At 42.2% G+C, this 23,950-nt stretch carries 24 protein-coding genes and 1 other annotated feature; of the genes, 16 read left to right on the top strand and 8 right to left on the bottom strand.

Annotated features, from left to right (window positions below):
* Positions 1-145: 145 nt before the first annotated feature.
* Positions 146-1,219, top strand: a complete 1,074-nt coding sequence (locus AAYR28_RS13510; RefSeq protein WP_034279511.1) for a M42 family metallopeptidase — start codon at positions 146-148, stop codon at positions 1,217-1,219.
* Between the two features lie 46 nt (positions 1,220-1,265).
* On the opposite strand, the gene AAYR28_RS13505 is transcribed toward AAYR28_RS13510, so the two are convergent.
* Positions 1,266-1,712 (bottom strand): YtoQ family protein, encoded by a 447-nt coding sequence (locus AAYR28_RS13505; RefSeq protein WP_024426182.1) that lies wholly within the window; start codon positions 1,710-1,712, stop codon positions 1,266-1,268.
* A 200-nt stretch (positions 1,713-1,912) separates the two neighbouring features.
* Between AAYR28_RS13505 and AAYR28_RS13500 the strand changes: the two genes are divergently transcribed.
* From AAYR28_RS13500 to ccpA, 11 genes are all read left to right on the top strand, one after another.
* Positions 1,913-2,941 carry a PTS transporter subunit IIC gene (locus AAYR28_RS13500; protein ID WP_268414226.1) on the top strand — a complete coding sequence of 343 codons (1,029 nt, stop codon included), beginning with the start codon at positions 1,913-1,915 and terminating at the stop codon, positions 2,939-2,941.
* On the top strand, positions 2,928-3,248 hold the full coding sequence (locus AAYR28_RS13495; protein WP_024424860.1) for a thioredoxin family protein: 321 nt from the start codon (positions 2,928-2,930) through the stop codon (positions 3,246-3,248). Before AAYR28_RS13500 ends, AAYR28_RS13495 begins: the two co-directional genes overlap by 14 nt.
* Before the next feature lie 20 nt (positions 3,249-3,268).
* The gene (locus AAYR28_RS13490; protein ID WP_034279516.1) at positions 3,269-4,081 is read left to right on the top strand and encodes a DUF1444 domain-containing protein; all 813 of its coding nucleotides are present in this window, start codon (positions 3,269-3,271) and stop codon (positions 4,079-4,081) included.
* A gap of 16 nt (positions 4,082-4,097) precedes the next feature.
* Positions 4,098-4,703, top strand: a complete 606-nt coding sequence (gene ytpR / locus AAYR28_RS13485; protein ID WP_024424858.1) for a YtpR family tRNA-binding protein — start codon at positions 4,098-4,100, stop codon at positions 4,701-4,703.
* Positions 4,704-4,898: 195 nt separating this feature from the next.
* Positions 4,899-7,631 (top strand): DNA translocase FtsK, encoded by a 2,733-nt coding sequence (locus AAYR28_RS13480; RefSeq protein ID WP_120208820.1) that lies wholly within the window; start codon positions 4,899-4,901, stop codon positions 7,629-7,631.
* Between the two features lie 301 nt (positions 7,632-7,932).
* Positions 7,933-9,231, top strand: coding sequence for a UDP-N-acetylmuramate--L-alanine ligase (murC, locus tag AAYR28_RS13475; protein ID WP_345808847.1), 1,299 nt, complete (start codon positions 7,933-7,935; stop codon positions 9,229-9,231).
* 223 nt (positions 9,232-9,454) lie between these two features.
* Positions 9,455-9,874: a DUF948 domain-containing protein gene (locus tag AAYR28_RS13470; protein WP_024424855.1), complete on the top strand. Its 420-nt coding sequence runs from the start codon at positions 9,455-9,457 to the stop codon at positions 9,872-9,874.
* 26 nt (positions 9,875-9,900) lie between these two features.
* Complete coding sequence (locus AAYR28_RS13465; protein WP_034279523.1) at positions 9,901-10,371, top strand: YtxH domain-containing protein; 471 nt, start codon at positions 9,901-9,903, stop codon at positions 10,369-10,371.
* A gap of 33 nt (positions 10,372-10,404) precedes the next feature.
* Complete coding sequence (ytxJ, locus tag AAYR28_RS13460) at positions 10,405-10,728, top strand: bacillithiol system redox-active protein YtxJ (RefSeq protein ID WP_046312088.1); 324 nt, start codon at positions 10,405-10,407, stop codon at positions 10,726-10,728.
* Positions 10,729-10,949: 221 nt separating this feature from the next.
* A complete protein-coding gene (locus AAYR28_RS13455; protein WP_345808846.1) occupies positions 10,950-12,026 on the top strand; it encodes a bifunctional 3-deoxy-7-phosphoheptulonate synthase/chorismate mutase in 1,077 nt (358 codons plus the stop codon).
* Positions 12,027-12,477: 451 nt separating this feature from the next.
* Complete coding sequence (ccpA, locus tag AAYR28_RS13450; RefSeq protein WP_041114968.1) at positions 12,478-13,479, top strand: catabolite control protein A; 1,002 nt, start codon at positions 12,478-12,480, stop codon at positions 13,477-13,479.
* Between the two features lie 43 nt (positions 13,480-13,522).
* Here ccpA and AAYR28_RS13445 read toward each other — a convergent pair whose 3' ends face one another.
* The 3 genes from AAYR28_RS13445 to AAYR28_RS13435 are packed head-to-tail and all read right to left on the bottom strand — an operon-like array spanning position 13,523 to position 15,993.
* A complete protein-coding gene (locus tag AAYR28_RS13445) occupies positions 13,523-14,683 on the bottom strand; it encodes an acetoin utilization protein AcuC (RefSeq protein ID WP_081124681.1) in 1,161 nt (386 codons plus the stop codon).
* Entirely contained in the window at positions 14,680-15,321 is a 642-nt protein-coding gene (locus AAYR28_RS13440; protein WP_034279532.1) for a CBS and ACT domain-containing protein, read from the bottom strand. The genes AAYR28_RS13445 and AAYR28_RS13440 overlap by 4 nt, the downstream gene beginning before the upstream one ends.
* Before the next feature lie 39 nt (positions 15,322-15,360).
* Positions 15,361-15,993 (bottom strand): GNAT family N-acetyltransferase, encoded by a 633-nt coding sequence (locus AAYR28_RS13435; protein ID WP_034279534.1) that lies wholly within the window; start codon positions 15,991-15,993, stop codon positions 15,361-15,363.
* Positions 15,994-16,148: 155 nt separating this feature from the next.
* Between AAYR28_RS13435 and acsA the strand changes: the two genes are divergently transcribed.
* Entirely contained in the window at positions 16,149-17,873 is a 1,725-nt protein-coding gene (gene acsA, locus AAYR28_RS13430) for an acetate--CoA ligase (protein ID WP_024426174.1), read from the top strand.
* Between the two features lie 59 nt (positions 17,874-17,932).
* Positions 17,933-18,164: a binding site (T-box leader), on the top strand.
* Positions 18,165-18,216: 52 nt separating this feature from the next.
* The gene (tyrS, locus tag AAYR28_RS13425) at positions 18,217-19,485 is read left to right on the top strand and encodes a tyrosine--tRNA ligase (RefSeq protein WP_025092286.1); all 1,269 of its coding nucleotides are present in this window, start codon (positions 18,217-18,219) and stop codon (positions 19,483-19,485) included.
* Between the two features lie 86 nt (positions 19,486-19,571).
* Here tyrS and AAYR28_RS13420 read toward each other — a convergent pair whose 3' ends face one another.
* Positions 19,572-19,928: an antibiotic biosynthesis monooxygenase family protein gene (locus AAYR28_RS13420; RefSeq protein ID WP_041114974.1), complete on the bottom strand. Its 357-nt coding sequence runs from the start codon at positions 19,926-19,928 to the stop codon at positions 19,572-19,574.
* Between the two features lie 270 nt (positions 19,929-20,198).
* On the opposite strand from AAYR28_RS13420, the gene AAYR28_RS13415 reads away from it, so the two are divergent.
* A complete protein-coding gene (locus AAYR28_RS13415; RefSeq protein ID WP_369810476.1) occupies positions 20,199-20,777 on the top strand; it encodes an esterase/lipase family protein in 579 nt (192 codons plus the stop codon).
* Between the two features lie 196 nt (positions 20,778-20,973).
* Positions 20,974-21,540: a cysteine hydrolase family protein gene (locus AAYR28_RS13410; protein WP_041114978.1), complete on the top strand. Its 567-nt coding sequence runs from the start codon at positions 20,974-20,976 to the stop codon at positions 21,538-21,540.
* A 44-nt stretch (positions 21,541-21,584) separates the two neighbouring features.
* Here AAYR28_RS13410 and AAYR28_RS13405 read toward each other — a convergent pair whose 3' ends face one another.
* The 3 genes from AAYR28_RS13405 to AAYR28_RS13395 all read right to left on the bottom strand — a co-directional run bounded on the left by AAYR28_RS13405 (position 21,585) and on the right by AAYR28_RS13395 (position 23,839).
* Positions 21,585-22,139, bottom strand: a complete 555-nt coding sequence (locus AAYR28_RS13405; RefSeq protein ID WP_041114979.1) for a hypothetical protein — start codon at positions 22,137-22,139, stop codon at positions 21,585-21,587.
* A gap of 296 nt (positions 22,140-22,435) precedes the next feature.
* Positions 22,436-23,038, bottom strand: a complete 603-nt coding sequence (gene rpsD / locus AAYR28_RS13400; RefSeq protein ID WP_024424838.1) for a 30S ribosomal protein S4 — start codon at positions 23,036-23,038, stop codon at positions 22,436-22,438.
* Between the two features lie 303 nt (positions 23,039-23,341).
* Positions 23,342-23,839, bottom strand: a complete 498-nt coding sequence (locus tag AAYR28_RS13395) for a GAF domain-containing protein (RefSeq protein WP_061109481.1) — start codon at positions 23,837-23,839, stop codon at positions 23,342-23,344.
* Positions 23,840-23,950 lie beyond the last annotated feature (111 nt).

The raw sequence follows: 23,950 nt of genomic DNA, 5'->3' as shown, positions 1-23,950 counted from the left end.
TGTTAAGGAATCCGAATACTTGAAAGCATATTCAAAATTTCTGGAGAGATACTTGGAAAACCGAAAGAATTCTTATAGTATAAAGTGAGTGTTATTTTTATAGGAATATATATGGTCATTACATAGAAACGAGGTAAACTGTAGAATGAACGAAGAAACATTGTCGCTTTTCCGAAATTTAACAGAATTACAGGGAACTCCAGGAAATGAGCACCATGTGCGTGCTTTTATGAAAAAGGAACTTGAGAAATATTCTGATGAACTCATTCAAGACCGTCTTGGCGGAGTGTTTGGCGTACGCAAGGGACCGGAAAACGCACCGAAAATTATGGTAGCGGGTCATATGGATGAAGTCGGATTCATGGTCTCATCGATTACGAAAAACGGGATGATTCGTTTTCAAACACTTGGCGGCTGGTGGAGTCAAGTCATGCTGGCGCAGCGTGTGGACGTCCATACCGATCACGGGCCAATTCCTGGTGTCGTCTCTAGTACACCTCCTCACCTTCTCACGCCAGAACAAAAAAGCAAACCTGTGAAGCCGTCAGATATGCTCATTGATATTGGTGCAGACAGTGAAGAAGAGGCAAAAGAGCTTGGCGTTCGTCCAGGACAGCAAATCGTTCCTGCAACGGTTTTTACCCCAATGGCGAATCCAAAAAAGATTTTAGCGAAGGCTTGGGATAACCGCTATGGCTGCGGCCTTGCAATTGAATTATTAAAAGAATTAAAAGACGAATCACTTTCATGTCAGCTGTACTCAGGAGCAACTGTTCAAGAGGAAGTAGGGCTTAGAGGAGCTGAGGTAGCTGCGAATATGATTCAGCCAGATCTTTTCTTCGCTTTAGATGCGAGTCCTGCAAACGATGTGACAGGTGACAAAACACAGTTCGGCCAGCTTGGAAAAGGTGCACTTCTGCGTATTTTTGATCGGACAATGATTACGCACCGCGGAATGAGAGACTTTGTGCTTGATACTGCTGAGACAAACAACATTCCATATCAATATTTCGTATCACCGGGTGGTACGGACGCTGGACGTGTTCATATTTCAAACCAAGGTGTGCCTTCTGCTGTCATTGGGGTTTGCGCACGCTACATTCATACAAGTCATTCTGTTTTGCATGTGGACGATTACGCAGCGGCAAAAGAGTTAATTGTCCGCCTTGTCAAAAATTGTGATCAAAGTACAGTTGATTCTATTTACCAACAAGTATAAATAGAATAGAAAAAGGCTGCTTCTTCAATGAGAGCAGCCTTTTTTCTTATTGCTGTTCAAACACATAAGATAACGCCTTGATCGCTTGGTTTACGGTTTCCACAGTGATATTCGCTTTGTTTGATAGTTCCTTTAACGGATGGTGCAGCTCTTTTGGACGGATTAAAATAAGAGGTTTACCTTTTGCAATCGCAGCAGATGCATCCATGGCTGTGTTCCACTGCTTATATTTCTCACCAAAGCGCGCAATGACGACATCTGCTTTGTTTAATAAAATTTCAGTGCGGAAATTGTTCAAATCAGAAGCAGCATCATCTTTGAAAATGGCATTCGGCTGCTCACCTAAAATATCCTCACCGATGTTATCTGAGCGGTCATGATTTTCCATTGGACCGACAAATGTCACCGGCAGCTTCAAAGATTGGCTTTTCTCCTTGATTTCATCACGCCACTGGCTATGAATTTCTCCAGCTAAATAGACAGTTAATTGCATAACGATCTCCTCCTTTTGTACAAACTTAGTAAAGGTTTGTCCTGTTTCTTTTCATGTTACACAAGAAGTGCTTGATAAAGCAAAAAAAATATGATTATGATATTCATGGTAGAGACTATTTTTCATCGCAAGAATACTACATATAATGGGAAGGACAGGCCTCTTCGTCTTTCCTATGAGAAAGCAGGAAGACGACGTTGATGACTTATTTAAAAAGAAAGGGGATCTCCCTTTCGCCAAAGGTGTATTTCATTGATGCACTTTCTTATATGGCTTTAGGTCTATTTGCTACATTAGTGGTAGGACTGATTTTAAAAACAGCAGGCGGTCTGTTATCACTTCCACTCATCATTAAAATGGGAACCCTTTCCATGGGGCTCATGGGACCGGCGATCGGCGTAGCGGTTGCGTACCGTTTACATGCATCTCCTTTGATCATTTTTGCAAGTGTTGTCTCAGGCGCTGCAGGAGCAGAGCTTGGGGGGCCTGCTGGAAGCTTTGCCGCAGCATTAATTGGTGTGGAACTAGGCAAGCTGGTCAGTGGTGAGACAAAAATTGATATTATTTTAACGCCGCTTGTCACCATTATCACTGGCTTTTTCACCGCTGCCCTAATCGGACCTGGAATTGAAGCCATGATGACAGGGCTCGGCAGGCTCATCATGTGGGGGACAGATCAAAGCCCGCTGCTCATGGGCATGCTGGTAGCGACCATTGTTGGACTTGCTCTCAGTTCTCCGATCTCAAGTGCTGCACTTGCGCTCATGCTTGACTTAAGCGGGACAGCTGCTGGTGCTGCAACGATTGGCTGCTGTGCTCAAATGGTCGGCTTTGCTGCTGCAGGCTTTAGAGAAAATCGCTTTGGCGGTCTTGCGGCTGTCGGCATTGGAACGTCAAAGTTGCAGCTTTCGAACATTGTGAAAAACCCCCTCATCCTGATTCCGCCGACGATTGCTGGTCTGATTCTCGCGCCAATTGGTATTATTGGCTTTGGGATGGTCAATAATGCGGCAGGAGCGGGAATGGGAACGAGCGGCCTTGTTGGACAGCTCATGACCCTGACCGTCATGGGATTTCATCCATCTGTATTTCTGGCGATCGCTCTCTTGCATATCGTTGGCCCGGCAGTGATTAGTTTGGTAGTATCAGAATGGATGAGAAAGAAAGGCTATATACAATTCGGAGATTTAACCATACAAACTGGAGGAATGAAACATGAAAAAAATTGAATCAAACGAAGAATTACAAAAAGTGATTCAAGAAGACTTAACGGTATTGCTATTTTCAGCTGACTGGTGCCCGGACTGCACATTTATTGAGCCATTCTTGCCAGAGCTTGAAGCAAACTACCCAGAATTTGAGTACTTCTATGTCGATAGAGACAAGTTCATTGACACTTGTGCAGAGTGGGAAATTTACGGTATTCCAAGCTTTTTAGTCTTTAAAAACGGACAAGAGATTAACCGCTTTGTCAGCAAAGATCGTAAGACAAAGGAAGAGATTGAAGCATTTTTAACAGATTCTCTTTCTAAATAACGAAAGGAGAGTCTAAAACGATGGCAAAAATGACATCAAGACAGCTTGCGAATGAACTCAAAAGCCGTCTGACGAACGACAGCTGGTCACACGAGTTTGACCGGGAAAAAGATACGCTTCGTATTGAAGATAAACAAACAGGCAAAGGCATCACACTAGAGCTCCCGCCAATTATTGCAAAGTGGGAAGTAAAGCCTGATGAAACCATCGATGAGATCGTCTATTATGTGAAAGAAGCGCTGAGTGCCATGAAAGGCGAAGCGCAGCACATCTCAGGAAAAGAAAAGCAGATCTATCCGGTCATTCGTTCCACTTCCTTTCCTGAGGCATCAAGTGATGGGATTCCGCTTGTGTTTGATGAGCATACAGCAGAAACGAGAATCTACTATGCGCTTGACCTTGGAAGCACCTACCGATTAATTGATGAAAAGATGCTCCAAAAGGAAAACTGGACAAAAGAGCGAATCAGAGAAACTGCAAGCTTCAACGTCCGTTCTCTAGAAACAGTAGTGAAAATGGATGAAGTGGCAGGCAACCGGTTTTATTTCTTCCGTGCAAATGACGGGTATGACGCCAGCAGACTTTTAAATGAATCGTTATTACAAGAATACGCGCAAAAAATAGAAGGGCAGATGGCAATTTCTGTTCCCCATCAAGATGTATTCATCATTGCTGATGTTCGCAATGATTCAGGCTATGATATTTTAGGACAGATGTCGATGAGCTTCTTCGCCAGCGGCACGGTTCCGATTACCGCATTGTCATTTTTATATGACGAGGGTAAGCTTGAACCGATCTTTATACTTGCAAAAAGCAGACCAAAACAGCAGTAGAAGGGAATTTTGAAGAATGAACGTTTTTTATAATGCAGAAGGTGTAGGCGACACACTCCTTATTTCATTGAAAGATGTGACGAGAGAAGAAGTAGGTCATGAGACGTTTGGAGATGTTGTACGAATCTTCAATCAAGAAACAAAAGAAACAACAGGCTTTAATATCTTCAATGCATCCACTTACATGAAAATTGAAGAAAACGGATCTGTTCCGCTTTCTGAAACCATTGTTCAAGATATCAATGAAATTTTAAACCGTAACGGTGTCAGTGAAACGTTGACTGTGGATCTATCACCAAAATTTGTTGTCGGCTATGTAAAGGAAAAAGAAAAGCATCCGAATGCAGATAAATTAAACATTTGCCAAGTTGATGTGGGCGATGAAACCTTACAAATCGTGTGCGGTGCACCAAACGTTGACCAAGGTCAATATGTTGTGGTGGCGAAGGTCGGTGCAGTGATGCCAAGCGGTATGGTCATCAAAGATGCTGAGCTAAGAGGCGTTCCATCAAGCGGTATGATTTGTTCTGCAAAAGAGTTAGATCTTCCAGACGCACCTGCTGAAAAAGGGATTCTTGTTTTAGATGGAAGCCATCAAGCTGGCGAACCCTTTAAAGCGTAACCTCCCATAAACGGGCACATAGGAGCGAAGAATGTGTTATACCAAAAGTCACTAAGTACGTACTTAGTGACTTTTTTTCATCTACAACAGCATGAACAGCATAAAGCGGCACTTTTCTCGCTTTTCTGCATGAAAAAGCAATGGTATACTAAAAATCGCCCAAGAAAACGTAAGGGGAGTTAAAGTGAGTGATAAATGATGAGTTGGTTAGATAAATTTTTCAGTGTATTTTTAGGAGAAGAAAAGAAAGAAGAAAAAGCTGCAAGACCTGAAGAAGATCTAGCTGCACCAAAGCAGCCAGCTTTTGAACCGCATAAAGAATATAAAAAAATCGAAGATACGAAAGTGTATTATGAATATCCAAAAGGGAACTTTCGCTTTCCGCTCGTTCCAGATGAACCCCAGCGTGATGGAGTGAAGCAGGAGAGAAGACGCGTGAAACCAAGCCAGCCAAAGGCAAAGCAGAAAACCTATCAGCCTAAACAAACGCTTCAGCCTGATATAAATAAAAAGCCATTCAAGCCAGAGCAAATTCCATCACCGATCTATGGCTATCATCAGGATATGCGTCCAAAACGGGCAGATGCAAAAGAAGAAACAGCTTCAGTTCAAAGGAAATCAGCAGAAGAAACGGCGCAGCGTGTCACACTGTTATCAGAAGAGGCAGAGCGTGAACGGAATGTCAGACAGCAAATGAACATCCCGTCTATACAGAAAGAAAAACGTATCGAGGAAATGGCTTCAGCGTCAGCAGAAGAGAGAACGGACAAAGAGCCAGCAGTAACCCCGCATACATTGCAAGAAGAACTCGCTTATCAAGATCATGTTCAAACGACGATGGAACGTTTAACTGACGAGCCGTTCGTCCAGCAAGAAGAAAACGAGCCAGAAGATCATCATGAAGCTGATGTACATAAGCAGCAAGCAGAAGTCTATCAGAAGCAGCCCGTTGAGTCTGAGCCGGAACAGACTGTCTCCGGTGATGAAGAAGAAATAAAGGACGAGCCTGTCCATCAGTTTGAAGATCATACTGAGGAAATAGACATGTTGACCTTCGAAACACCGGAACCTTCGCAGCCAGCGATTGAAATGGAAGTAGACATGCCATCAGAAGAAGCGGCGTTAACAGAAAACATTTCAGCAGAACCGGTGGAAGAACTAGCGGCTGATCCAATAGAAGACAAACAAGAAGAAGCGCCTGCGGCAGCATTTGAAGAAGCTGAGCCAGTCAAACATGACCTGCAGGAAGATCAGCTGGTCCAAGAAGCTGAAATTGAAGAAGATCAAGTGATGCCAGTAGAACAAGTAACAGAGGAACAAACTGCATCTGAAGCGGCAGAAACGGTTATAGAGCAGACAGAGCAGCAAGAACAAACGCATGAAGTCAAGAAAGAAGAACCAAAACAGACATCCCCGCAGCCACAACGCACAAGCGGGCAAACCTCTACGGTTCCGTTTAATGTCATGATGTTAAAAAGCGATCAGCGCGTGCAAGGACAAAAGAAAGCAGCCGATACACAAGGGTATGTTTTTCCAAGTCTCGCCCTTTTAGACGTACCGCCAGCTCAAAAAGAAGAGGACGGCACATGGGTGAAAGAGCGGGCTGAGCTGCTCAATGCGACACTTAAAAATTTCAACGTAAGAGCTAGTGTTGTTCACGTCACACAGGGACCTTCTGTGACAAGGTTTGAAGTACATCCAGAACCAGGTGTCAAAGTGAACAAAATCACGAACCTGTCAGATGATATTAAACTTAGTTTGTCCGCAAAGGATATTCGAATTGAAGCCCCGATTCCAGGGAAAAACACGATCGGGATCGAAGTGCCAAATCTGCATAGTAAAATGGTGTTCTTAAGAGAAATGATCAGAAGCAGTGCGTTTAGAGACAATCCATCTCCTTTAACAGCGGCACTCGGATTAGATATTTCAGGCCAGCCTGTCGTGGTTGATCTGCAAAAAATGCCGCATGGCTTAATTGCCGGAGCCACTGGTTCAGGAAAAAGCGTCTGCATTAATACGATTTTAGTGAGCCTCATGTTTAAAGCATCACCAGATGAAGTGAAAATGCTCTTAATTGATCCTAAAATGGTTGAATTAGCGCCGTATAACCACATTCCGCATCTTGTGAGTCCAGTCATCACCGATGCCAAGACAGCAACTGCTGCTCTGAAATGGGTAGTGGATGAAATGGAAAGACGCTATGAACTATTTGCACACTCTGGCGTGAGAGAAATTAAACGATTCAATGAGCTTGTGAAAGAAAAACAAATGGGAGAAAAACTGCCTTATCTCGTCGTGGTGATCGATGAGCTGGCTGATTTAATGATGGTCGCACCAAATGAAGTCGAAGAAAGCATCTGCCGAATTGCACAGAAAGCAAGAGCATGCGGCATTCACTTATTGATTGCGACACAAAGACCTTCTGTTGATGTCATTACAGGTCTCATTAAAGCTAATATTCCAACAAGAATTGCGTTTTCTGTTTCAAGTCAGGTGGATTCAAGAACGATCATTGACATGGCAGGTGCAGAAAAGCTTCTCGGAAAAGGAGACATGCTCTTCTTAGAAAATGGCTCCGGCAAACCGACAAGGCTGCAAGGGAACTTTGTATCAGACCGTGAGATTGATCAAGTGGTGGCACATGTGAGAAAGCAGCGCAAGCCAGTGTTCCTTTTTGAACAGGAGGAACTCATGCTGCAGGGCTCTGCGATTACAGACGAAGATGAATTGTTTATGGATGCCTGCCGTTTTGCCATCGAGCAGAATAGCGCTAGTACATCAAGTTTGCAGCGAAGATTTAGAATTGGCTACAACCGTGCAGCCAGGTTGATTGACATGATGGAGCGCGAGGGGATGATCTCTGGTGCGAAAGGCAGTAAGCCAAGAGAAGTGCTCATGACACTGAGTGACTTAGAACAGTTGATCTAAACAAACCACTTCATTTTTTTCATAAACATGGTATGATAGCACATAGGTGCAATTTTGTAATTGGACGCTTTTCGCATGTCTGTCAGAGCGCTTTTTTATGTAAAATAAGCGGAAACAGGTGTTAGAAATGGGAAAGTTGTCGGATACTAATCATAGTTAATATTGATTAGAATAGGAAGATCGGAAAAAATCTTTATTTGGAGCTGCGATCTGTGATCAGCTAGAGGCAAAATCACAAGTTGCAAATTGAAATGAGCGTCATATACTGTAAGTCAGATAGACGTTTGTTGGAGGTACAATTATGACTGTTTATCATTTTGTTGGAATAAAAGGGACAGGTATGAGTCCACTGGCCCAAATTCTTCATGATACTGGGTATACTGTCCAAGGATCGGATATCGAAAAACATATCTTTACACAAAAAGCATTAGAAGAACGAAATATTAAAATTCTACCATTTGACCCAGATAATATTCAGCCAGGGATGACGGTCATCGCAGGAAATGCATTCCCTGATACACACCCTGAGATTGAACGCGCCCTTTCTGAAGGGATTCCTGTCATTCGTTACCATAAATTCCTTGGAGAATACATGGATTCATTCACAAACGTTGCGATTACTGGTGCTCATGGCAAAACATCGACAACAGGACTGCTTGCTCACGTCATGCAGTCAGCCAAACCTACTTCGTACTTAATCGGTGATGGATCTGGAATGGGGAAAGAAAACAGCGAGTATTTTGTTTTTGAAGCATGCGAATACCGCAGACACTTCCTCAGCTATCATCCAGATTATGCGATCATGACCAATATTGATTTTGATCATCCTGATTATTTCTCGGATATTGATGACGTGTTTGATGCGTTTCAAAACATGGCGCTTCAAGTGAAAAAAGCCATTATTGCCTGCGGTGATGATGAGCATCTGCCAAAGATTCAAGCGAAGGTACCTGTTGTGTACTACGGTTTCAACGAAGAAAATGATTTCCAAGCACGCAATGTTGTGAAAAATACGGAAGGTACCACATTTGATGTATTTGTACGCAATACGTTTTATGATACCTTCTACATTCCTGCCTACGGAAATCATAATGTCCTCAACTCGTTAGCTGTCATTGCATTATGTCACTATGAGTCCATTGATGTAGAGCTTATCAAAGGCGCATTAACGACATTTGGCGGTGTGAAACGACGCTTTAATGAAAAAGTGGTCGGTGAGCAGGTCTTAATTGACGATTATGCACATCATCCAACTGAAATTGAAGTCACGATTGAAGCAGCTCGCCAAAAATATCCGGACCGTGATATTGTGGCTGTCTTCCAGCCGCATACGTTCACACGTACACAGCAATTCTTAAGTGAATTTGCTGACAGTCTAAAGAAAGCCGACTATGTCTACCTTTGTGATATTTTCGGTTCAGCCCGTGAAAACATTGGGAAGCTGAGCATTGAAGATTTACGAGAAAAAATCCCGCAGGCCCAATTAATTGAGGAAGAAGATACATCTGTGCTGAAAACGCACGAAGATGCGATTCTGATCTTTATGGGAGCAGGAGACATTCAGAAGTATTTGCGTGCTTATGAAAAAGTCGCTGTATAAATGCTTTAAAAAAGTGCCGTTTCACACGGCACTTTTTTTATTTTGAATAAAATGTGACAAAAGGGCTAAATGTGTCAACATGCGGCGCTTTTTTTCGTTCGCTGTGGACAGGAATTAGCGAATAAGTGTAGAATTATTATTCAATCGGTCATTCTAGGCGATGTTTGAATGATACAACGAGAGGGTAATGAATTGAATATGCCCGCAGCAAAGGAGGTATCAGATGATTATTATTCTATATCTAAGCGTTGCACTGATCGCAATTGCTTTCCTCATTCTTGTCATCTATTTGTCCAAAACATTAAAATCCTTACAGCTGACATTAAAGAATGTTGCATCAACTTTAGAAGGTCTTGAAGGTCAGATGCAAGGCATCACCACAGAGACAGCACAGTTGCTACATAAGACGAATCAGCTTGCTGAAGATATTCAAGACAAATCAGCAAAACTTAACACAGTTGTGGATGCGGTGCAGGGAATTGGCGGCTCGATCAACCAATTTAATACAAGCATAAAGCAGGCAGCTGGTGCGGTTTCTTCATCCGTTGAAAGAAATCAAGAAAAAGTGACGGATGTGGTAAGCTGGAGTAACGCAGCACTTGAAATTTATAAAAAATGGAAACAGCGTAAACATCAAAAATAAACCATATTCGCATAGGAGGAATAATCATGAGCAAAGACGGAATCAATAGCAAAGACTTTTTGATCGGAACACTTATTGGTGGAATTGTTGGTGCAACAACAGCATTATTTTTAGCACCGAAGTCAGGGAAAGAGCTTCGCGATGATTTGAACACCCAAGCGAATGCGTTAAAAGAAAAAACAGACCGGCTCACAACAGATGCAAAAGAAAAAGGCACTGAATATGTGACGATTGCAAAAGATAAAACGTCTGAATTGTCTCAGCTTGTAGCAGAGCAGTCAAACCAGATTTTAGACAAAGTGAAAGACATAAAAGAGCGTGCGGCTGGAAAAGCTAATCATGTGAAAAATGAAGCAGAAGATGCGGCAGCGGATTTGGCAAGCGAAGCATCTGATGTAGCAGATGAAGCAAAAGTAAGAGCACAAGAAGCAAAATCAGAAATTGAAGACGGCATCAAAGATGTCAAAGAAAAAGTAGAACAATCTACTAAAGGCTAACTCTCACTGCTCGAAGTGAAGAAGGAGAACATCATGTCAAAACAACTCATTGAAACAGAAGAACAGTTTGATCAACTAACGAATCAAGATGGGACCTTTGTCTTTTTTAAGCACAGTTTGACATGTCCGATCAGCCAAGCGGCTTTTCAAGAGTTTGAAGCATTTGCGTCTGCACATGAAGACGTGCCAACGTATTTCTTGCAAATTCAAAACACGAGAGAGCTTTCATCCTACGTGGCTGAAAAATCAGGTGTAAAGCACGAAAGTCCGCAGGCACTCGTCTTTAGCGGTGGAAAAGTAAAATGGCATGCTTCTCACTCAAGCATTACAAAAGAAGCGCTTGAACATAATCTGTAAAAGAAAGAAACGTCAGCAGCGGCTGACGTTTTTTTTATAAAAAAGGTTTACTTGAACAAAAAGTATGCTATAATCTTACATACAATACTTTATCGCTTAAAAGCGTTTGGGTAATAAAGAAAATTTTCGTGACAATTCCGAAATCTTTGTTTATAATAAACCCTATCATGCAAGAATGAAAAAATAAAAAGCGAGAGCAGGCAGAGGAAAGGATGACAAAAATGAGCAACAATGAACTAGAAAAATTGAGGCAGCAAGCAGATGAACTAAATCTTCAAATTCTAAAACTGATCAATGAAAGAGGAAACATTGTCAAAGAAATTGGAAAAGCAAAAGAAGCGCAAGGTGTCAACCGTTATGATCCTGTCAGAGAGCGCACAATGCTGAACCAAATTCTTGAAGAAAATGATGGGCCATTTGAAAACTCAACGATTCAGCATATTTTCAAAGAGATTTTCAAAGCAGGTCTAGAGCTTCAAGAAGATGACCACAGCAAAGCACTTCTTGTTTCTCGTAAGAAAAAGCCAGAAAACACAATCGTGAATATCAATGGGGAAGCGATCGGTGATGGAAAGCAGCGTTTCATCGTTGGACCATGTGCCGTTGAAAGCTACGAGCAAGTCGCAGAAGTAGCGGCAGCAGCGAAACAGCAGGGATTAAAACTACTTCGCGGTGGCGCATTTAAACCTCGCACAAGTCCATACGACTTCCAAGGACTTGGTGTAGACGGTCTAAAGATTCTAAAGCGTGTAGCGGATGAATACGGTCTTGCTGTCATTAGTGAAATTGTCAATCCTGCTCATATTGAAGAAGCGATTGAGCATATCGATGTCATCCAAATTGGGACACGTAACATGCAAAACTTCGAGCTATTAAAAGAAGCCGGTTCCGTGAAGAAACCAGTTCTTTTAAAACGCGGTCTTGCAGCGACCATTTCAGAATTCATCAATGCAGCTGAATACATCATCGCCCAAGGAAATGATCAAATCATCCTTTGCGAGCGCGGTATCCGCACATACGAAACAGCGACAAGAAATACACTAGATATCTCGGCAGTGCCAATCTTAAAACAAGAGACACATCTACCAGTCTTCGTTGATGTGACGCACTCAACTGGACGTAGAGATCTCCTCCTTCCAACAGCAAAAGCAGCTCTTGCGATTGGAGCAGACGGTGTCATGGCAGAAGTACATCCAGATCCATCTGTTGCACTGTCTGACTCAGCGCAGCAAATGGACATTCCACAATTCGAAAAATGGTTAGATGCATTAAGACCACTTGTGAATATTCACGCGTAATCATAGATAGAAATAGCCGCCGGATAACTGCCCGGCGGTTTTTTGATGGAGAAATACCATGAAGTTTGGGAATGAAAGGAAGAAAGCACATTGCAACCCTAAAAAGTGCTTGTTCACAATGTTTTCATTTTTAAAATTCGATAGAATCTGCTAAGATCATTGTCATAGCTGGCGTTCTCAATGTTTTTTTATGAAATATGATTCAATTTACAGGTAACAAGCTGATTAAAGTTTGTTTAATTTAGTTATAAAAAGAAAGGGAACGTTTTCATATGACAAAAAAACGTGTATAATTTCATAAAAGAATGTCATTTTGATGTAGATTGAAAAATTATGTGTCTCTTTTCATCGTTTTAATGACAAATAGGATATTATTTTCCTCGTATCTGACATGTCTCTATCCAATTGGTGAATGCTATAGATATGAAGTGTATTTGAAGGAGTGATTTATGTGAATAATGTTACAATATATGATGTAGCAAGAGAAGCAAATGTAAGTATGGCAACGGTATCACGCGTAGTAAATGGTAATCCAAACGTAAAACCAACAACAAGAAAAAAGGTGCTTGAAGCAATTGACCGCCTTGGCTATCGTCCGAATGCAGTGGCTCGAGGCCTAGCAAGTAAAAAAACAACGACAGTCGGAGTCATCATCCCTGATATTTCTAGTATCTTCTATTCGGAATTAGCACGCGGTATTGAAGACATCGCTACGATGTATAAATACAACATTATTTTGAGCAACTCAGATCAAAATACAGATAAAGAGCTTCATTTGTTAAATACGATGCTCGGCAAACAAGTAGACGGAATTGTCTTTATGGGCGGAAATATCACAGATGTGCATGTGGAAGAATTTAAGCGCTCTCCTGTGCCGATTGTTCTTGCAGCATCTGTTGAAGAGCAGGCTCAAACACCATCCGTCAACATCAACTATGAGCAGGCCATTTATGACTCAGTTCAGCTGTTAGTTGAAAAAGGACATAAACGAATTGCGTTTGTTTCTGGTCCAATGTCAGAACCAATTAATTCCGTGAGAAAGCTTGCAGGTTATAAGCGAGCACTTGAAGAAGCGGGCATAGCGTTTGACGATACGCTCGTCGCTGAAGGCGATTACTCGTATGATTCTGGAATTGAATCACTTGCTCATCTGCTTGAGCAGTCTGACAAGCCGACAGCTGTTATCGCAGCTACAGATGAAATGGCTCTAGGTGTCATTCATGGAGCACAAGACAGAGGGGTATCTATTCCTGAAGACTTAGAAGTGATTGGCTTTGATAACACAAGACTTTCTCTCATGGTGCGTCCTCAGCTGACAACAGTTGTACAGCCGACATATGATATTGGTGCTGTTGCGATGAGATTGCTCACAAAGCTGATGAACAAAGAACAAGTGGACGATCAAATTGTTGAGCTTCCGCACAGAATTGAAGAAAGACAATCAACGAAATAAAGCAAAAAAAGCAGGCTACCTTATGAGGGATAGCCTGCTTTTCTTATGCCTTTTTCTTTTCTCTTCTAACAGGCATAAGTGCTTTTTCTACTGTTTGTGCATTTTTTTCTGTGATTTCTGCTTTTCTTGGGATCGGTGGATATAAATCGTCAGGATCTTTCCATGTAGGTGGAAGGGCAACAGGCGATTGCTTATTCCATGCCTGAATCCAGCCCTGAGGGAGCTCATCTGGCGGTGTAATGCCTTTCATCTCAAGCCAAATACGGCTCCACGCTCTTGGAACGACTCGCCAAATATCATATCCCCCTCCGCCAACAGCGATCCACTTGCCGTCACAATATTGATGCGCAAGCTCATGAGCAAGTCTAGGAATTTCTTCATATATTTTCATGGTGGCAGATAAATGAGTTAACGGGTCATAGTAGTGTGCATCTGCCCCGTTTTGCGTCAAAATCACATCTGGTTTAAAAAAAGCAGCAATCTCAGTCACTGCTGTTCGGTATGCTTCGAGAAACGATTCATCTTCCGTAAATGCATCTAGTGGAATATTATAAGCATAGCCATAGCCTTTATCGTGGCCTCTTTCCTGTACTTGTCCGGTTCCTGGGAACAAGTAGCGTCCCGTTTCATGAATGGAGACTGTACATACCTCTGGGTCGTCATAGAAGCTGAACTGGACACCATCGCCGTGATGAGCATCCGTATCAATATATAAAATTCTAGCGCCATATGTCTTTTGAATATATTGAATCGCCACAGAGCTGTCATTATAAATACAAAAGCCAGATGCACGCCCTTTGAATCCGTGGTGAAGCCCGCCACCAAGATTGAGGGCATGCTGCGAATGACCGAGCATCACTTGGTCAACCGCTGTTAATGTTCCGCCAACAAGGAGAGATGCCGCCTCATGCATGCCTGCGAACATCGGTGTATCTTCAGTGCCAAGACCGTATCGTTCACCCTCTGCCGTAGACAGCTTTCCTTCACTTGCCCGCTGCACAGCCTGGATATAATCTGCTGTATGGACGAGCTTTAATTCCTCCAGAGTAGCCATACGCGGTGCAACGATTTCATCCTCTGTTAACGCCTTCATTTTTTGAAGAAGATCATAAGTTAAGTAGACACGAAGCTGATTGAAGGGATGATCTTGGTTAAATTGGTACGTTTGAAAAGATGGTGAAAAAACAAAGGTCGCTTCCTTCATTTGATCGTCTGCTCCATAGGCCAGAGCACTTTATAGCCTTTTGCGCGAATCAGCTTCGTCACATGATCTGCATGAATGGTTTGAAGGCGGAATACGAGCACTTTAGATGCCTCATTGGCATGCGGGTACACGAGCACACTCAGCATTTGAATATGCTGCTCCTTTAAAATGGCTGTAATATCTGCGAGGCTTTCTGTCATCTGCTCCACTTCAACCTCTAAGTGCGACCCAGGCTGATCTGCACCTGTCAGTCTTACAAACGTACGAAGCAGATCTGTTTTTGTGATAATGCCTACAAGCTTGCCGCGTCTCACCACTGGAAGACAGCCAATTCCGTGCTCAAAAAAGACACTTGATATCTCCTCAACGAAATCAAGCGGGTGAGCCGTGATCGTCTCTAATACCATGATCTCTTCTACTGGCCGCTGAATAAAGAGCTTCCTTTTCTCTGTTTCAAAAATACTTGGACTGGCATTTTTAATATCCCGATCTGTCACCATCCCAATGACAGACCCTTGATCAGATACGATCGGGATATGCCGGATGTGGTGTGCACTCATTTTTTGAATGGCTTCTTCAATCGTATCGGTTTTTCGCAGCGTGATCACATCACGCTCCATAATTTGTTCAATCATCATTGTTTACCAATCCCCTTTGCCAAAAAAACGAATTGAACGTTAATACATAAAACGCTGATGGAAGCGAAGACGATCGAAACGCTCGATCGAATCAGGACTCACATGTTTCCCAATTCTGGCCATTAAACAATTGGCTGGATGTGAGCTGATTTCTGGCTCGTCTGTTGCAAACCAGACAAGACCGCCTGCGTTCATCATTTTCTCCATCATTTTGCGGTACTCCCAAACGTTTTTCTTTGTCCCCTTTAAATCCCAATGCCAGTAATATTCAGTTGTAATGATGATGTAATTCTCCATTTGCTCATCCATCATGCTCACATCAAGCAAATGCTTGCCAAGTGAGCATCCTCTAAATGGAGGAGCGACCTCAATCGCGCCAAGCTCAATTAAATTGTCCATTTTGCCCTCTGACCAGCGCTCAAGTGGATCAGGATACAAATACGTGACATAGCCTACGACAAGCTCATTCGCTCTTGCAATGATAATACGTCCTTCTGGAAGATCTGCTATTTCAACAAGTGCTTGTTTCTGTTCCTCAGGCGTGCGAAATGCCGTTAGTCCTTCATGAAACGTATAGTTCGCAAGCTCTGATGCAGGTACCGGTCCTTCAACCAGGATGGAACCTGTTTCTCGCTCAATGGTTTTTGAATAATAAGTTTTAGGATGCTCCACGTATCCACCGCCCCTAATTCTAGTGAGTCGTCTCTATTCTATCTTAAAACTTGCAATAATTAAAACGGTTTCATCAGAAGTTTTTTAAAAATTGAGAAAAAAAGTCATCTATACTATAATGGTCATTGTAAACGTATGCAAAGGGGGACTGTTTGATGAAATTGGAAACGCTACCATCAGTAAAAGGGGATTATCATTTAAATGATTATGAGCAGGCATACAAAGATTTTTCATGGGAGGAAGCTAGAAAAAACTTCTCCTGGTATGAAACAGGAAAAATAAATGCAGCCTATGAAGCGATTGACAGACATGCGGACTCGTTTCGTCAGAACAAGGTGGCGCTTCACTACAAAGATTCACAGCGGGATGAAAAGTATACGTTCAGGGATATGAAAATCAACACAAATAAAGCGGGAAATCTATTCAGAGAAAAGGCACATGTAGAAAAAGGGGATCGCGTGTTTATCTTTATGCCAAGATCACCTGAGCTCTATTTTCTTCTGCTTGGTGCGGTTAAAATTGGAGCGATCGTTGGCCCGTTATTTGAGGCATTTATGGAAGGTGCTGTCAAAGACCGTTTAGAGAATAGCGAGGCAAAGGTGATCGTGACAACACCTGATCTGCTTGAGCGAATTCCATTTGCAGAGCTTCCGAAGCTTGAATCTGTCGTCATTGTCGGCGGTGAAAACGAAGACGTCGATGGTGTGCGGACAATTCACTATGAAAAGGCGTTTGAGGAGGCAGCAAAGGAGCTTGAGATTGAATGGATGGATGAAAAAGACGGCTTCCTGCTTCATTACACATCAGGATCTACTGGTACGCCAAAAGGTGTGCTTCATGTCCATGGTGCAATGGTCCAGCAAGGCCAGACTGGTAAATGGGTGCTTGACTTGAAAGAGGATGACGTTTACTGGTGTACAGCTGATCCAGGCTGGGTTACAGGCACAGTGTACGGTATTTTTTCACCGTGGTTAAATGGGGCGACGAATGTGATTTTAGGCGGCCGGTTTAATCCTGATACGTGGTATGAAACCATTGAATCACTCGGTGTAACTGTTTGGTACAGTGCCCCGACCGCCTTTAGAATGCTCATGGGGGCAGGGGATGATCTCATTCAAAAATATGACCTCAGCTCGCTCCGCCATGTTTTAAGTGTGGGAGAGCCGCTTAATCCAGAAGTCATCCGCTGGGGAGATGCTGTTTTTGGCAAGAGAATTCACGACACTTGGTGGATGACAGAAACGGGTGCACAGCTGATTTGTAATTATCCATGCATGGACATCAAGCCAGGCTCGATGGGAAAACCAATTCCAGGCGTAGAAGCGGCAATTGTTGATAATGCAGGAAATGAACTTCCGCCATACCGGATGGGCAACCTTGCGATTAAAAAAGGCTGGCCTTCTATGATGCATACGATCTGGAACAATCCTGAAAAATATGAATCTTACTTTATGCCGGGAGATTGGTATGTTTCAGGAGATTCAGCTTATATGGACGAAGACGGATACTTTTGGTTCCAGGGACGTGTCGATGATGTCATCATGACGTCAGGAGAGCGGGTCGGTCCATTTGAGGTGGAAAGTAAACTGGTCGAACATCCAGCTATTGCGGAGGCTGGTGTCATTGGAAAGCCAGATCCGGTCCGCGGTGAAATTATTAAAGCATTTATAGCGCTTAGAAGCGGATATGAGCCGACAGATGAGCTGAAAGAAGAGATTCGTACATTTGTGAAAAAAGGACTCGCAGCACATGCGGCACCGCGAGAAATTGAGTTCAAAGACAAACTGCCGAAAACGAGAAGCGGAAAAATTATGAGACGTGTGCTAAAGGCGTGGGAGCTGAATTTACCTGCTGGCGACCTTTCGACAATGGAAGATTAAATTTTTTCATCAGTTGACTTGATATCAAAAGTGTGTTAAAAATGACATTAGTTGAATATGAAAAGGTTTTGACTGAGATTCAGTAGAATGATCTTTCCCTGTTGAAGAGAGCTGACGGCTGGTGCGAGTCAGTACAAAGAGATATTCGAATTACCCTCACGAACCGCTTTTACGAAAAGGAGCATGCCCTGATTAGTGAAAGAACGGATCTGTCCGTTATCAGTGTAAGTGAAAAGACGAGATTTTTTGTCTTTTAAGCAGGGTGGTACCGCGATATATATCGTCCCTTCGTTCATTCGAAGGGGCGTTTTTTTGTTGAATTGTAAAAAAAGGAGATTTGGAAATGAGTCAATTGATGGAAGAGCTATCGTTCAGAGGATTAATTCAGCAGCAAACAGATGAAGAAGGTTTAACAAAATTATTAGCAGAAGAAAAAATCAAACTATACTCCGGCTTTGATCCGACAGCTGACAGCTTACACATTGGTCATCTATTGCCAATTTTAACATTACGCAGATTCCAAGAAGCAGGTCATCATCCGATTGCTCTTGTTGGCGGCGCAACTGGACTAATCGGCGACCCTAGCTTCAAAAAAGCAGAACGTTCACTCAACCCAGCAGAAATCGTCGAACAGTGGTCAGAAAAAATCAAAGGACAGCTGTCTCAATTTCTTGATTTTGAAGCAGGGGAGAATCCAGCCGTTATCGTGAATAACTACGACTGGATCAGCCAAATGAATGTCATCACGTTCCTTCGTGATGTTGGAAAGAACTTTGGTGTAAACTTCATGCTGGCAAAAGATATCGTGAGCTCACGTATCGAAACAGGGATTTCTTACACAGAATTCAGCTACGTTATCCTTCAGTCTTTAGACTTCTTAAATCTTTACAGAAATGAAAATTGTAAGCTGCAAATCGGCGGAAGTGACCAGTGGGGAAATATCACATCTGGACTTGAGCTGATCCGTAAGTCTGAAGCAGAAGGGGCAAAAGCATTTGGTCTGACGATGCCGCTTGTCACAAAAGCAGACGGCACAAAGTTTGGTAAAACAGAAGGCGGCGCCATCTGGTTAGATAAAGAAAAAACGTCTCCATACGAGTTCTACCAATTCTGGATCAACACAGATGACCGTGATGTCGTGAAATACTTAAAATACTTTACGTTCTTATCAAAAGAAGAGATCGCATCGTACGAAGAAAAAGTGCAAACAGCACCTGAAAAGCGTGAAGCGCAGCGCCGTTTAGCAGAGGAAGTGACAACACTTGTACATGGCCGTGAATCACTAGAACAGGCTGTTAACATCTCAAATGCGCTATTTAAAGGTGAGATCAAATCTCTTACAGCTGAAGAAGTGAAAGTAGGCTTTAAGGATGTTCCATCAATGGAGAAAAGCAGCACAGAAGAATTAACACTAGTCGATATCCTTGTGGAATCAAAGCTGTCTCCATCAAAGCGTCAAGCGCGTGAAGATATCACAAATGGTGCTGTCTCCATCAACGGAGAGAGACAAACAGATAAAGATTATGTTCTTTCCGCTGACGACCGAATTGAAAACCAATTTACCGTTTTAAGAAGAGGGAAAAAGAAATACTTCCTCGTGACGTATAAATAAATCTTTATGAAACAGTAAGCATCATGGAAAAGCACCTCAAATGTTCGTATACATTGAGGTGCTTTTCTTTTTTATGTAGAAGTAGCTCATTCGTCTGCTTCTTGTTCAAGGAGTGAATCTTTGTTTGTATAAGCATGTTCTACCTTACAAATTCGGGTTGTATAGGATTCATACCAATCTTTTTTTCCCTTTTTTTGAACACGCTGATGTGCTGTATGTGCTTTCCATTCTTTGATGGCTTCTAATGAATCCCAGTAAGAGACAGTGATTCCAACACCATGTTCATCTCGTACACTTTCCATTCCAAGAAACCCATCTAGATCTTTCGCTAATTCTTCCATTTTTTGAGCAGCAGCAGCGTATTCTTTCTGCTCGACATTTGTTCGTTTTGATGTGAAAATCGCGGCGTAGTAGGGTGGTGCAGGTGTTTGAGTAAATAGCATCTAGTAGAACCTCCTTAGTCTATTGATATTATATATGAAAGAAAGAAGGTCTCGTAGTCTTTTTGTTTTAATTTAAAAAAGTCCAAGGTGCTTTTTGATTATTTATATTTTTGTAAAATCATCTCATAAACATTACCTTGTTCACTTTTCTGACATATTTTTCTTGTATAAAATAGAGTCGTATAAGATGAATAAGGGGGAATGAAAGTGATGTTTGTTAAGAAAAGGAGTTTGCAAATTCTCATTGCGCTTGCATTGGTGATTGGTTCAATGGCGTTTATCCAGCCGAAAGAGGCGAAGGCGGCTGAGCATAATCCGGTTGTGATGGTGCACGGCATTGGCGGTGCCTCTTATAACTTTTTTTCTATTAAAAGTTATTTGGCCACACAAGGCTGGGATCGAAACCAATTATATGCTATTGATTTCATAGACAAAACAGGAAATAACCGCAACAATGGTCCGCGTCTATCGAGATTCGTCAAAGATGTGTTAGACAAAACGGGTGCCAAAAAAGTAGATATTGTGGCTCATAGTATGGGCGGGGCGAACACGCTATACTATATTAAGAATCTAGATGGCGGCGATAAAATTGAGAACGTTGTCACAATTGGTGGAGCAAACGGACTCGTTTCAAGCAGAGCATTACCAGGCACAGATCCAAATCAAAAAATTCTTTACACATCCGTCTATAGCTCAGCAGATCTTATTGTCGTCAACAGCCTCTCTCGTTTAATTGGCGCAAGAAACATCCTGATCCATGGCGTTGGTCATATCGGTCTATTAACCTCAAGCCAAGTGAAAGGGTATATTAAAGAAGGACTGAACGGCGGAGGACAAAATACGAATTAAAAAACGAAAAAAGACAGCGGCATATGCTGTCTTTTTTGATGTCAGCTGGCATATGGCAGCTAGAGATATTGAAAAGGGTGGCAAAACGATGATACACAAACAGACCATCGTACATAGCTGAATAAAAACATGTACAAAACGATCGCCATTCCTTACACTACATGTAGTGAATGTGAATATTCGGAGGTGGACGTTTGTGAAAACGAATCAAAAGGCTTTGATCATTGTCGATGTACAAAAGGCGTTCGAGCATGAAAAATGGGGAGAACGCAATAACCTAGAGGCAGAGGAGAATATTAGCCGGCTATTAACGTTTTGGAGAGAGAAAGGCTGGAAAGTGATTCATATTCAGCATACATCCGACAATCCGGACTCTGTATTTCATCCAGCAAATGAAGGGCACCTTTTCAAAGATATGGCTAAACCGCTAGAGGAAGAAATGGTGATACAAAAGAAAGTCAACAGCAGCTTTATTGGTACTAACTTAGAGGAACATCTAAGATCAAACCAGGTTGACACGGTCGTGATCGCAGGATTAACAACCCCTTACTGCGTATCAACGACCACAAGAATGAGCGGAAATCTTGGCTTTGATACGTATCTGATCTCAGATGCAACAGCCGCCTTTGGACTAACAGATCAAAATGGTACATATTTTGACCCAGAAACGATCCACCGGCTCTCACTTGCAACCCTGCATGATGAATTTGCGACTGTCATGACAACAGAGCAGCTCATCGCAAAATGGACAAGTCCAGAATGAACGTTTGAAAGCTCCTAGGAAGAGATCTAGGAGCTTTTTTTATGCTAAGTATATGTGTCCAGCGATTGTTTTCGTTGTTTCTTACGTGAGTAAACGAGATCAATCTCAATAAATAAAAAACTGACAAAGAATGATAAAATCAATACGCCGGAATCCTCTATCGATACATTCATTAAGTTTAAGTAAAGGACATACTTGATAGAGAGATGTAAAACGATCCAAGAACTCACCCATTCCAAAGTATAAGTGAGCCATATAGGAAGTTTAAGGAGATAAGCCAGTCCTTTTCCTATGAATAGAAGGACAGGTGACCAAAAAACGACGATAACACTCACTAACAAAGAGAAAGAGATCAAAGAAAAAAAAGAATCATACGTGATGGTTTCTCCAAAAAGAAAATTCACGCCTAAAACGGTGATGTATAGCAATACACTTGGAACCGCGATCACAAAGCAGATAGAAAAAAAGAGCAGAAAGATAAACAGACTTGCAGCAAATCTATTGGGCGGCTCATCGATAATCTGTTTTTTTCTTAGAAGAGAATAGGCAATCACTGATAAGGTTAAAAGTAAGAATAGAATAATCGTGATACTATACATGGAACTCCTCCATCTAAGTACTATAGAAGACCATACGACTGATGTGTCATCTATCATGATTGTACCAATAGAAAAAAGACACTTCAATGAAATGTTTCCTATATTTGTATATAAAAATAGAGACAGGTTTGATTGAAGTAAGAATGGAGCAGGCAGCCGGGGAAAATAAGTGTTGAAAATGGAAGATGACTTCAAATGATTTCATGTATAATTGAGAACATACAAAAAACCCTAGAAATCCTTGAACAATCAAGGGATCTAGGGTTTGTTTGCTCTCTCTTAGAGAAGTAATGAAATTAACGAGAGTAGAACTCAACGATTAGTTGTTCGCTGATTTCAGGCGCTAATTCAGAACGCTCTGGAAGACGAGTGAAAGTTCCTTCAAGCTTTTCAGCATCGAAAGAAAGGTATTCAGGAACGAAGTTGTTTACTTCAACTGATTCTTTCACTACTGCAAGGTTTTGAGATTTCTCACGAAGAGCAATCGTTTGACCTGGTTTCACAGAGAAAGATGGGATGTCTACACGGCTTCCATCAACAAGGATGTGACCATGGTTTACTAGCTGACGAGCTTGGCGGCGAGTACGAGCAAGGCCAAGACGGTATACTAGGTTGTCAAGGCGAGTTTCAAGAAGGATCATGAAGTTTTCACCTTGTTTACCAGGAAGTTTAGCAGCTTTGTCATATAGTGTACGGAATTGACGTTCGTTGACACCGTACATGTGACGAAGCTTTTGCTTCTCTTGTAATTGTAAACCGTATTCAGATAGTTTTTTGCGTTGTCCTGGACCATGTGGGCCTGGAGCGTAAGGGCGTTTTTCAAGTTCCTTACCTGTTCCGCTTAATGAAATGCCTAAACGGCGGGAAATCTTCCAACTTGGACCTGTATAGCGAGCCATAATGTGACTCCTCCTTATTGTTTTTATTTGTGAAAAATAAAAACCGTCTGTTCTTCCTCTTTTTCGTCATTATGTTTTCATGCATCCTCGCTCCAGCAGCAGGGAGTTACAAGATACACCTTCATAATATAGAAGGAACAAAATGATACAAAAAAGCCGAACAAAAAGGCTGCCATATTTCACACAAACTCTATTATATGACGCTGGGTAGGAGAAGTCAACCTATTTAGAGACAGAGGTGACGTTCTCCATTATATAAAGAAACATAAAAAAGCAGACAATGTGCCTGCTTTTTCTTCATGATTACGCATCCGTAGAGACGGATAACGCCTGTTGGAGAATTTCTGTAAATTGAATAAGGTAGGACTCATCTACTTCACTGAAGCGGTCTTTCACAGGGCTGTCAATATCGAGCACCCCAATGATCTGTCCATTGACCTTGAGCGGAATGACTATTTCAGATTGCGATGCTGCGTCACAGGCAATATGTCCAGGGAATGCATGGACATCAGCGATACGCTGCACTTCACCTGTCGCAAACGCTGTACCGCAAACGCCTTTTCCAGAAGGGATGCGCACACATGCAGGCAGTCCGTTAAACGGTCCAAGCACAAGCTCGCCGCCCTTTGCTAAATAAAACCCTGCCCAATTGACTTCAGGAAGTGAGTGATAGAGCAGCGCAGCTGCATTTGCCAAGTTGGCAATCAGATCAGGTTCACCATCTGTAATGGCTTCTACCTGTTTGACAAGCAATTGATAGTCTTTTGAAGGATCGCCAGACTGTTTTTCGACATGAAACATGAAAATCTCCTACTTTCTATCTTAAAAATACATAACTTGCGTCTCGCATGTGGGATTTGTCGAGCAATTGTAAAAGGAACTTCCGCCTTCATCTTGAAGTATGTACACATG

The organism is Bacillus safensis (genome assembly GCF_039619585.1).
GTDB lineage: Bacteria > Bacillota > Bacilli > Bacillales > Bacillaceae > Bacillus > Bacillus safensis.
This window is presented reverse-complemented; position numbering and strand designations above follow the sequence as displayed.

Excerpts from the sequence above, each read along its gene's own strand:
- AAYR28_RS13510 (WP_034279511.1), top strand. The coding sequence starts at position 146 with ATGAACGAAGAAACATTGTCGCTTTTCCGAAATTTAACAGAATTACAG.
- AAYR28_RS13505 (WP_024426182.1), bottom strand. The coding sequence starts at position 1,712 with ATGCAATTAACTGTCTATTTAGCTGGAGAAATTCATAGCCAGTGGCGT.
- AAYR28_RS13500 (WP_268414226.1), top strand. The coding sequence starts at position 1,913 with ATGACTTATTTAAAAAGAAAGGGGATCTCCCTTTCGCCAAAGGTGTAT.
- AAYR28_RS13495 (WP_024424860.1), top strand. The coding sequence starts at position 2,928 with ATGAAAAAAATTGAATCAAACGAAGAATTACAAAAAGTGATTCAAGAA.
- AAYR28_RS13490 (WP_034279516.1), top strand. The coding sequence starts at position 3,269 with ATGGCAAAAATGACATCAAGACAGCTTGCGAATGAACTCAAAAGCCGT.
- ytpR (WP_024424858.1), top strand. The coding sequence starts at position 4,098 with ATGAACGTTTTTTATAATGCAGAAGGTGTAGGCGACACACTCCTTATT.
- AAYR28_RS13480 (WP_120208820.1), top strand. The coding sequence starts at position 4,899 with ATGATGAGTTGGTTAGATAAATTTTTCAGTGTATTTTTAGGAGAAGAA.
- murC (WP_345808847.1), top strand. The coding sequence starts at position 7,933 with ATGACTGTTTATCATTTTGTTGGAATAAAAGGGACAGGTATGAGTCCA.
- AAYR28_RS13470 (WP_024424855.1), top strand. The coding sequence starts at position 9,455 with ATGATTATTATTCTATATCTAAGCGTTGCACTGATCGCAATTGCTTTC.
- AAYR28_RS13465 (WP_034279523.1), top strand. The coding sequence starts at position 9,901 with ATGAGCAAAGACGGAATCAATAGCAAAGACTTTTTGATCGGAACACTT.
- ytxJ (WP_046312088.1), top strand. The coding sequence starts at position 10,405 with ATGTCAAAACAACTCATTGAAACAGAAGAACAGTTTGATCAACTAACG.
- AAYR28_RS13455 (WP_345808846.1), top strand. The coding sequence starts at position 10,950 with ATGAGCAACAATGAACTAGAAAAATTGAGGCAGCAAGCAGATGAACTA.
- AAYR28_RS13445 (WP_081124681.1), bottom strand. The coding sequence starts at position 14,683 with ATGAAGGAAGCGACCTTTGTTTTTTCACCATCTTTTCAAACGTACCAA.
- AAYR28_RS13440 (WP_034279532.1), bottom strand. The coding sequence starts at position 15,321 with ATGATGATTGAACAAATTATGGAGCGTGATGTGATCACGCTGCGAAAA.
- acsA (WP_024426174.1), top strand. The coding sequence starts at position 16,149 with ATGAAATTGGAAACGCTACCATCAGTAAAAGGGGATTATCATTTAAAT.
- tyrS (WP_025092286.1), top strand. The coding sequence starts at position 18,217 with ATGAGTCAATTGATGGAAGAGCTATCGTTCAGAGGATTAATTCAGCAG.
- AAYR28_RS13420 (WP_041114974.1), bottom strand. The coding sequence starts at position 19,928 with ATGCTATTTACTCAAACACCTGCACCACCCTACTACGCCGCGATTTTC.
- AAYR28_RS13415 (WP_369810476.1), top strand. The coding sequence starts at position 20,199 with ATGGCGTTTATCCAGCCGAAAGAGGCGAAGGCGGCTGAGCATAATCCG.
- AAYR28_RS13405 (WP_041114979.1), bottom strand. The coding sequence starts at position 22,139 with ATGTATAGTATCACGATTATTCTATTCTTACTTTTAACCTTATCAGTG.
- rpsD (WP_024424838.1), bottom strand. The coding sequence starts at position 23,038 with ATGGCTCGCTATACAGGTCCAAGTTGGAAGATTTCCCGCCGTTTAGGC.
- AAYR28_RS13395 (WP_061109481.1), bottom strand. The coding sequence starts at position 23,839 with ATGTTTCATGTCGAAAAACAGTCTGGCGATCCTTCAAAAGACTATCAA.